The organism is Burkholderia sp. Ac-20392 (genome assembly GCF_017104585.1).
Classification (GTDB): domain Bacteria; phylum Pseudomonadota; class Gammaproteobacteria; order Burkholderiales; family Burkholderiaceae; genus Burkholderia; species Burkholderia lata.
Genome location: NZ_JAAGPB010000435.1, coordinates 1 through 7157, shown reverse-complemented (window position 1 = coordinate 7157; position 7157 = coordinate 1). Strand labels below are relative to the sequence as shown.

8 protein-coding genes are annotated in these 7157 nt (G+C 67.7%); 4 read left to right on the top strand and 4 right to left on the bottom strand.

Annotation, left to right across the window (positions count from 1 at the left end):
* Both G3N99_RS31290 and G3N99_RS31285 read left to right on the top strand, forming a co-directional pair.
* Positions 1 to 363: MFS transporter (locus G3N99_RS31290; protein ID WP_346778510.1), on the top strand; the 363-nt coding region annotated here is incomplete at its 5' end.
* 427 nt (positions 364 to 790) lie between these two features.
* On the top strand, positions 791 to 1483 hold the full coding sequence (locus G3N99_RS31285; protein WP_174946874.1) for a phosphatase PAP2 family protein: 693 nt from the start codon (positions 791 to 793) through the stop codon (positions 1481 to 1483).
* 103 nt (positions 1484 to 1586) lie between these two features.
* On the opposite strand, the gene G3N99_RS31280 is transcribed toward G3N99_RS31285, so the two are convergent.
* The 3 genes from G3N99_RS31280 to G3N99_RS31270 form a co-directional block, all read right to left on the bottom strand.
* Complete coding sequence (locus tag G3N99_RS31280; RefSeq protein ID WP_206124310.1) at positions 1587 to 2246, bottom strand: glutathione S-transferase family protein; 660 nt, start codon at positions 2244 to 2246, stop codon at positions 1587 to 1589.
* A 126-nt stretch (positions 2247 to 2372) separates the two neighbouring features.
* Complete coding sequence (locus G3N99_RS31275; RefSeq protein ID WP_011353796.1) at positions 2373 to 3443, bottom strand: MBL fold metallo-hydrolase; 1071 nt, start codon at positions 3441 to 3443, stop codon at positions 2373 to 2375.
* Positions 3444 to 3581: 138 nt separating this feature from the next.
* A complete protein-coding gene (locus G3N99_RS31270) occupies positions 3582 to 4235 on the bottom strand; it encodes a peroxiredoxin (RefSeq protein WP_174941974.1) in 654 nt (217 codons plus the stop codon).
* Between the two features lie 293 nt (positions 4236 to 4528).
* Between G3N99_RS31270 and G3N99_RS31265 the strand changes: the two genes are divergently transcribed.
* Both G3N99_RS31265 and G3N99_RS31260 read left to right on the top strand, forming a co-directional pair.
* Complete coding sequence (locus tag G3N99_RS31265; RefSeq protein ID WP_046548680.1) at positions 4529 to 5434, top strand: HTH-type transcriptional regulator ArgP; 906 nt, start codon at positions 4529 to 4531, stop codon at positions 5432 to 5434.
* A gap of 198 nt (positions 5435 to 5632) precedes the next feature.
* Positions 5633 to 5845, top strand: coding sequence for a DUF1059 domain-containing protein (locus tag G3N99_RS31260; protein ID WP_011353793.1), 213 nt, complete (start codon positions 5633 to 5635; stop codon positions 5843 to 5845).
* 114 nt (positions 5846 to 5959) lie between these two features.
* Here the strand turns inward: G3N99_RS31260 and ltaE are convergent, their stop codons facing one another.
* On the bottom strand, positions 5960 to 6973 hold the full coding sequence (ltaE, locus tag G3N99_RS31255; RefSeq protein ID WP_206124309.1) for a low-specificity L-threonine aldolase: 1014 nt from the start codon (positions 6971 to 6973) through the stop codon (positions 5960 to 5962).
* Positions 6974 to 7157 lie beyond the last annotated feature (184 nt).

Below are 7157 nucleotides of genomic sequence, written 5' to 3'. Positions count from 1 at the left end.
CATCACGGCCCCGAGCGCGTCACACGCATCGGCATCGGCATCGCGACGGTGTCGTTCGCGTCGATGGCCGCGGCGCCGCTGATGTCGCCGCATGCCCAGCTCGTGCTGCTCGCGGTCGCGACGATCGGCTTCGATCTCGGCGTGCAGGCCACGCTGATCGCGCACCAGGCGATCGTCTACCGGATCGACCCGGCGTCGCGCAGCCGCCTCAACGCGGTGCTGTTCGTCGGCATGTTCATCGGGATGGCGGCCGGCGCCGCGATCGGCAGTTTGTTGCTCGCGCAACTGGGCTGGAATGCGGTGACCGCGCTGGCCGTCGTCACATCGCTGGCTGCACTCACCGTGCGGATCTGGCGCCACTGAATTTCCGCGTCGCACACACCTGGCGGGCAGGCCCACAAGGGCTTGCCCGCCTTTTCTTTTATTTTCGATCGGCGCACGCACGACGCTGCGCGGCCCGGCAGATTCGTGCGCATCCGGCATGAAAAGCGCCCATCCCGTGCAAGGTCCGCACCGGCTCGAACGAATGTCCAGTTCAACCGATTATTTTTCCGGCGACCGTGCGCATCGATGCGAAAACGTCGGACGATTCAATGCGCCCCGCCACGCGGCGCCCGCCCATCCGGCCCCACCGCACAGCCCCGTTTTATCAGGGGATTCCCGGTATTTTTTCGCATTTTCTTCGAAATAACGGGTGACATACTTGCCCCCCGTTGCGTTCCGGAGCGAGCGCGCTTCCAGATCCTGCCGGCCGCACGTCATGCACTGCGATCCGCCGGGGTCGCACGACATGAACAATTTCGACACCACGATCCAGATCTTCCTCACCCACATCACGTTCGGTCCGCTGATGAATCACGCGATCCGCGTGATTGCGGGCCTGTACACCTTCAAGGGCTTCGTGCTCATTCCCGTGCTGTGCTGGCTGTGGTTCCAGCCGGGCCCGAACCGCGAGCGCCAGCGCGAGCTGGTCGTCGCAACGATCGCAAGCGGGCTCATCGCGCTCGCGTTCGGCCGGCTGCTCGCCCAGGTGCTGCCGTTCCGCGTGCGGCCGATCTACAACCCCGACCTGCACCTGCACTTCCCGTCAGCGGGACTGCGCGCGGCCACGCTGCAGGCATGGAGTTCGTTTCCGAGCGATCACGCGATGCTGTGGATGGCGATCGCCACCGGCATCTTCATCATCGCGCGCCGCATCGGCGTGTTGGCACTGGTGTATGCGGTCGTGTTCATCTGCGTGCCGCGCGCGTATCTCGGCTTTCACTACCCGACCGACCTGATCGCGGGCGCCGCGATCGGCGTCGCGATCGCGTGGCTGCTGACGCGCGACACGATCCGCTCGCGCTTCGCGCCGCAGGTGCTGGCGATGATCCGGCGCTTTCCCGCGCCGGCCTATACGCTCGCGTTCCTGCTGTGCTTCGAGCTGATCACGCAGTTCGACGAACTGCTGACGCTCGCGCAGTCGGCCACCCACACGATGTGACGGGGAGACGCCACGATGCTGCCGCTGCTTACGTTCCGCCGTCGCCCCGGCACGCGCTGCCGGCCATGCGCGGCATCCGCGCGCCGCGCGTCGGCCGCGCCGGTCAGTCGCGATCAGGCGCACCCAGCGGAAAGAACGAGCGAAACGGCCGCGCCTCGTCGACTGCGCGCGCGAACGACGGCCGCGCCAGCAGACGCCGGCGGTACGCCATCACGTTCGCGAACGACGGATCGATCCGGTGCGTCCAGTCCGCGTAGAACAGGAACGGCGCCGCGCCGCAGTCGGCGAGGCTGAAGCGGTCGCCGGCCGCCCATTCGCGATCGGCCATCTTCTTGTCCAGCCACGCGTACGACGTCTCCAGCATCGCGCGTGCATCGGCGACACCGCGCGCATCGCGCTCGGCTTCCGGCCGCAACGCGTTGTGCACGATCTTCTGCTGCGGCGTCGACACGTAGTTGTCGAAGAAACGATCCATCGACCGCACCTCGAGCGCCGCATGCGGATCGTCGGGCAGCAAGCGCACGGGGCCCGGATGGTTCAGGCCGAGATACTCGATGATGATCGACGCCTCGACCACCGTGCGGCCCGCATCGACGAGCACCGGAAAGCGCTTCAGGGGCCACAGCGCGGTCAGTTCCTGCATCGGCTTCGGATCGTCGTGCGCGAGCACGCGATACTCGAACGGCGTGCCGTTCTCGTACAGCGCGGTCAGCACTTTCTGGCAGTAGGACGAAAAGGGATGGGCGTATAGCGTCGGCATCATCGTGCGGTCTCTCGGGGGTTTCGACGCCGCGTGATGCGGCGCCACGTGATCGGATACCTTGACGACGAACGGCACCCGGCCGTTTCGACAGCGATCCGGAATTTTTTTGTCGTGCGACTCGGGTCGTTACGACCGGCCGTCCATCACGACGCGGCCCTCGGCTCGCCAGCGCAGCATCCCGCCGCCAAGATTCGCCACCGTGTCGAAGCCGGCCTTCAGCAGAATGACGGTCGCCTGCGCGGAGCGCCCGCCGGCCCGGCATACGGTCACGACCGGCCGGTCGCGCGCGATCTCGCCGGCGCGTGCGGCCAGTTCGCCGAGCGGAATCGGCGTTGCGCCGGGCAGGTGGCCGAGCGGGCCCGTGAATTCGTCCGGCTCGCGCACGTCGACGACCTGCACCGCCGGCAGATGATCCTCGAGCCATTGCGGATCGATTTCCCAGAACCCGGCGAACGTATAGACGAGCGGCGCCCAGTCGGGTGCGGCCTGCACATCGGGCGCGTTTGCGGCGACGCCGCACTGCAGGTTCGCCGGCACCGCGACGTCGATCTGGCGCGGATGCGCGAGCCCGAGGTTGCGCATGTAGCCCGCAAAATCGTCTTCGCTCAGATCGCCGCCGAGACGCGGATTGAAGCGCCGCTCCTCGCCGACGCTCGTCACCGTGAGCCCGCGATAGTCGTGCGCCGGATACAGCAGGCACGCGGCCGGCAGCGTGAAGAGCCGGCCGTGCACCGCGCGATACAGCGCGCGCGGGTCGCCCTGCTGGAAGTCGGTGCGGCCCGTACCACGGATCAGCAGGCAATCGCCGGTGAACGCCATCGATTCGTCGTCGAGCACGAGGCTGATGCAGCCGCTCGTGTGGCCGGGCGTCGCGCGCACGGTCAGATAGCGCGCGCCGAAGGCGCAGCGGTCGCCGTCGTTCAGGTAGCGGTCGGCACCCTGCGCGCCGCTCGCGGCCGAGATCGCGATCGTGCTGCCCGTGCGCTGCTTCAGCAGCCACGCACCCGTCACGTGGTCGGCATGCACGTGCGTGTCGACGGTCGCGACGAGCCGCAGCCCGAGTTCGTCGAGCAGCGCCGCGTCGCGGCGCACCTGCTCGAACACGGGATCGATCAGCACCGCTTCGCGCGACGCGCGGTCGGCGAGCAGGTACGTGTACGTCGACGATTGCGGGTCGAAGAGTTGCCGGAAGATCATCGCGAAATCGCTCCGTCGCGGGTGGATGCTTGTTTGACGTGTGCTTGCTGCCGTCGTCCGGCCCGCGCCGCGACTGTCGCTGTCGCGCGGGCCGCCCGTCGTGGTCCTGCCTTGCCGGCCTCCGGCCGGCCCGTCGCGTCAGCTCGGCTGCTTCACGTAGCGCAGATACGGCTTCAACGTCCGGAAGCCCTGCGGATACTTCTGCTTCGCCGCCTCGTCCGACACCGACGTCGGAATGATGACATCGTCGCCGGGCGTCCAGTTGACCGGCGTCGCGACCGTATGCGCCGCATTGAGCTGCAGCGCGTCGAGCAAGCGCAGCACCTCGTCGAAATTGCGTCCCGCGCTCATCGGATAGACGAGCATCGCCTTGACCTTCTTGTCCGGCCCGATGACGAACACCGAGCGCACGGTCGCGTTGTCGACCGCCGTGCGCGGGCCGCCGCCCGCATTCGGATGAATCATGTCGTACAGCTTCGCGACCTTCAGCTCGTCGTCGCCGATCAGCGGATAGTTGACCGCGTGACCCTGCGTTTCGGCGATATCCGCCACCCACTTTTGGTGATCGCTGACCGGATCGATCGACAGCCCGATGATCTTCGTGTTGCGCTTGTCGAATTCCGGCTTGAGCCCGGCCAAGTAGCCGAGTTCGGTCGTGCACACCGGCGTGAAATCCTTCGGATGGGAAAACAGGATCGCCCAGTGGTCGCCGATCCATTCATGAAAGCGGATCGTTCCCTCGGTGGTCTCCGCGGTGAAATCGGGCGCGTCCTCGCCTAGTCGAATCGACATGTTCGTCTCCATCAAGTGGGAATCGTCACGACGCCCGCGCCGCGGCTTGCGCGCGACGCGCGATCGTCCGCGCGCGAAGTGCCGGCATGGCACATGCCGGGTTCCGCGCGTTCATATAGCGTAGGTCAAAATGCGCGCCACACCGGCATGCGGCGTGCGACATACCGTCGTGCCGTGGCCGATTCCGACGACGAATGCGATGCGGCAGGACGCTGCGCCGCACCAGGCCGCCGGGACGCACTGACTTACACTACCGGCTGTTCTCGTCTTACGTTCACAGGAATTCCACCGACATGTCGATGACGATCGATCCGAAGCAGGCCGCCGCGCTGCTGGCCGTCGCCGACACGGGCAGCTTCGAGCAGGCGGCCGTACGGCTGCACGTGACCGCGTCGGCCGTCACGCAGCGGGTCCGTGCGCTGGAGGCAAGCCTCGGCACGCCGCTCGTGCTGCGCACACGGCCGTGCCGCCCGACGGTGGCCGGGCAGCGCGTGCTGCAGCACCTGCGCCGCGTCGCGCTGCTGCAGGCCGACCTGCAGAGCACGCTCGCGACCGAGCGCGAATCGCCGATCTCCGTCACGATCGCGCTCAATTCCGACAGCCTCGGCACGTGGTTTCTGCCGGCACTGACGTCCGTGCTCGCCGGCGAACGCATCCTGTTCGAGCTGATCGTCGAAGATCAGGACCACACGTTCGCATTGCTCGAAAGCGGGATGGCGGTCGGCTGCGTGACGACCGAGCCGAAGCCGATGCGCGGCTGCCTCGCGACGCCGCTCGGCACGATGCGCTACCGGCTGCTCGCGGCCGCCGCGTTCGCGGTGCGCTGGTTTCCGCGCGGACTGAACCGCACGAGTGCGCGCAAGGCGCCCGTCGTCGCGTATTCGCGGCGCGATACGCTGCAGTCGTCGTTCCTGAAGGAGAAATTCGGGTTGCCCGAAGGCGCGTATCCGTGCCACTACGTGCCGGGCACCCATTCGCACTTCGCGGCGGTGCGGCACGGGCTCGGCTATGCGATGGTGCCGGAACCGCTGATCGGCAGCGCGCCGCTCGACACGCAGGGGCTCGTCGATCTCGCGCCCGCGCATCCGACCGACGTCACGCTGTACTGGCACGCGTGGACCGTGCAGTCGCCGACGATGGCGTCATTGTCCGAGCGGGTCGTCGAAGCCGCGCGCCGGCTGCTCGCGCCGCTGCCGTGACGCGCATGTGGGCGCGGCACCGCCGACCGCGCGTGCGGTGTGCGGTGTGCGGTGTGCGGTGTGCGGTGTGCGGTGTGCGGCAAGCCTGATGACGATAATCCCCGCCGCGCCGCCTATACTTTTTCCATCGGCCTCGCGCACGCGCCGCGCGGCCCATCACACACATCCGGCAGCGCCCTTTCCCGCAAGGAGAACATCATGTCTCGCCGCTACATCGATTGCCGCGAGTTTCCCAGCGCGATGAATTGCTCGGTCGCGATTTCTGCCGACTCCGACAACGAATTGCTGGAGGCCGCCGTGCAACACGCGGTCCTCGTACACCAGCACACCGACAGCGCGGAACTGCGCACGCAACTGCAAGCGCTGTTCCGCGACGGCACACCGCCCGCCGATGCACCCCGGCAAGCGTAATCCGCCGGCTCGCCCGATATCGACAGACGGGTTGCCCCATCGCCCCCGTCGCCTCTCCATCTCCTGATTCGCGCCACATCGGGCCGGCGTCCCCGCCGGCCGGCGCATTCCACCTTACGCGCGACGCTGCGCGAAATACGCACCGACCGCGTCGATGAACGTATCGATATCCGCGCGCGACACGTCGCAGTGCGTGACGAAGCGCGACGCGTACAGCATCTGCGTGAGGATCCCGCGCTCCTTGAGCCACGCCTCGAGCGGCGCGCAATCGGCTTCGGGGAATTGCGCGAACACCATGTTCGTCGCGTGCGACAGCACCTTCACGGTGTCGATGCGCGCGAGGCCTTCGGCAAGATGCGCGGCATTCGCGTGATCGTCCGCGAGCCGCTCGACATTGTGGTCGAGCGCATACAGGCACGCGGCCGCGAGAATGCCCGACTGCCGCATCCCGCCGCCGAGCACCTTGCGCCAGCGCTGCGCGCGCTCGATCAGCGCAGCGGTGCCGACCAGCACCGAGCCGACCGGTGCGCCGAGCCCTTTCGAGAAACAGATCGACACGGTGTCGAACGGCGCGCACAGCTCGGCGATCGAACGGCCCGACGCGACGGCCGCGTTGCACACGCGTGCGCCGTCGAGATGCAGGGACAACCCGCGGCTGCGCGCGAATGCGGTGGCTTCCTGCACATAGCCTTCCGGCAAGACCTGGCCGCCGATCGTGTTTTCGAGCGCGAGCAGGCGCGTGCGGGCGAAGTGATTGTCGATCGGCTTGATTGCCGCGGCGATCTTCGCGAGCGGCAGCGTGCCGTCCGGCGCGTTCTCGATCGGCTGCGGCTGGATACTGCCCAGCACGGCCGCGCCGCCGCCTTCGTACTTGTAGGTGTGCGCGAGCTGGCCGACGATGTACTCGTCGCCGCGCTCGCAATGCGCCATCAGCGCGGCCAGGTTGCTCTGCGTGCCGCTCGGGAAGAACAGGCCGGCTTCCTTGCCGGCCCGCTCGGCCATCACCGCCTGCAGGCGCAGCACGGTCGGGTCGTCACCCCATACGTCGTCGCCGGTTTCGGCGGCAGTCATCGCGGCCAGCATTGCCTGGCTCGGACGTGTCACGGTATCGCTGCGTAAATCGATCATCGCTGAATCCTGAGTAAACGCGGACCGGAACCGATGTGCCCGGCCCTGCCGAAACGAGACTCAGAGTGTACGCAATTCATGCAGCGTGTGTGTACCGGCGATCGATGCGCACATGGCGCACTTGCGCGCCATGCCGCACGCCGCCGCCGCCCGGGCCGCCGTCAGTAGCGCGGCGGCGGCGGCA

Excerpts from the sequence above, each read along its gene's own strand:
- G3N99_RS31285 (WP_174946874.1), top strand. The coding sequence starts at position 791 with ATGAACAATTTCGACACCACGATCCAGATCTTCCTCACCCACATCACG.
- G3N99_RS31280 (WP_206124310.1), bottom strand. The coding sequence starts at position 2,246 with ATGATGCCGACGCTATACGCCCATCCCTTTTCGTCCTACTGCCAGAAA.
- G3N99_RS31275 (WP_011353796.1), bottom strand. The coding sequence starts at position 3,443 with ATGATCTTCCGGCAACTCTTCGACCCGCAATCGTCGACGTACACGTAC.
- G3N99_RS31270 (WP_174941974.1), bottom strand. The coding sequence starts at position 4,235 with ATGTCGATTCGACTAGGCGAGGACGCGCCCGATTTCACCGCGGAGACC.
- G3N99_RS31265 (WP_046548680.1), top strand. The coding sequence starts at position 4,529 with ATGTCGATGACGATCGATCCGAAGCAGGCCGCCGCGCTGCTGGCCGTC.
- G3N99_RS31260 (WP_011353793.1), top strand. The coding sequence starts at position 5,633 with ATGTCTCGCCGCTACATCGATTGCCGCGAGTTTCCCAGCGCGATGAAT.
- ltaE (WP_206124309.1), bottom strand. The coding sequence starts at position 6,973 with ATGATCGATTTACGCAGCGATACCGTGACACGTCCGAGCCAGGCAATG.